The sequence below is a fragment of the Micromonospora sonneratiae genome (assembly GCF_042679305.1).
Taxonomy (GTDB): Bacteria; Actinomycetota; Actinomycetes; order Mycobacteriales; family Micromonosporaceae; genus Micromonospora_H; species Micromonospora_H sonneratiae.
On sequence record NZ_JBHTMP010000162.1, the window covers coordinates 1 to 1,222 of the forward strand.

At 65.5% G+C, this 1,222-nt stretch carries 1 protein-coding gene; it reads right to left on the reverse strand.

The features are described 5' to 3' along the window. A partial coding sequence (locus ACFQ4H_RS34795) for a toxin glutamine deamidase domain-containing protein (protein WP_377579532.1) occupies nt 1-1,030 on the reverse strand: 1,030 nt, incomplete at its 3' end. Nucleotides 1,031-1,222: the final 192 nt, after the last annotated feature.

Sequence of the window (1,222 nt, forward strand, 5' to 3'; positions counted from 1 at the left end):
ACGTCGACAACAACCGCTGCTTCGCCTGATCCACCAGATCACGCACCTGCTGCGGCAGATCAGCACCCGTACGCCCAACAGCCGACGGATAAACCGGCCCCAGATTCGTGGTCGGCCGCAACTCCGGCTCGACATCAACCCCCGAAACATCATCGGTCCGAGACGTATCGTCGACCCGCGACGTGCCGTCGGCCCGGTCACTGCTCGGCGTTTCTTTCTGCTTGGCCGGCTCGGCATCTCGGTTGGGCCTGGCATCGTCGCCGGTGTCTTCGGCGGGACCGGTTTCGTCATCGAGGCCCGTGGCGAGTCTTTCCGGTATCTCGATCTCCGGGATTGTCTGCGTGGTAGGTCTCGTTACCGGTACGCCACGCGCGTCGAGGAGCAGCGCGCTGCTGCGGGTAATGTTGCCGGCGTACGGCGGTTGCGGCAGCGGACCGGTGAAGTTCTGGCCGTCGATCCAGTAGATGGTGTTGCGATGGTTGACGGCAATCAGCATGTGGCTTGCCGACATGTGGGAATAGTTCAGAGTCACGATTGCCGCCGCGCCGTGCCCCAACGCCCTCAGATCCGTCTCGATCCGCGCCGGGCCAGCCTCACCCTGTAGGACAGGACCAAACGGTGCCCCGAGCCACTGCTCGACAACGCTCCGCTCTGTCCCGTCGGTACGCTGGCTACTGCCGGCCACCCGAGGGTGACCGAACCACGTCGACAGAGCAGCAATCGCCGAATCGACGCAGTTGAACCGCCGACCATCGGTGAACGGCCCCCCGTCGTTGAGCCAACTGATCCAGTCGCTCCCGGCCGGATCGGGATGGACGGGGTGCCTACCATCACGCCCACGGGGCAGGGACTGAAGAAGACGACGATCATCGACCGGGCTCGCCGGATCATGATGCGGCGTCGGAGGCGCCGGCCCCAGCTGAACATCGACCGCATCGGAACGCTGCCCATCGTCGGCAGCCTGACCAGGCAACCCCTGGGGTGGCGTGTCGCCAGCGGTCTGCGGTGCAGGACTGGTCGAACCCTGCATGGACTGGGGTACTAACGTCGGCTGTGCGGCTCCAGGAACAGTCGTCGCTGGCGTGGTGTCGGTCGTCGTGTCCGGTTGGCTGAGCGACGCCGTGTCACTCGGGTCCGTAAGTCCGGCGGCCAGAACCAGCTCTGACTCGGGCGACGGTGTCTGTGCGCCGTTTTCGGGAGTTGAGACGTCCACCGGAGCTGG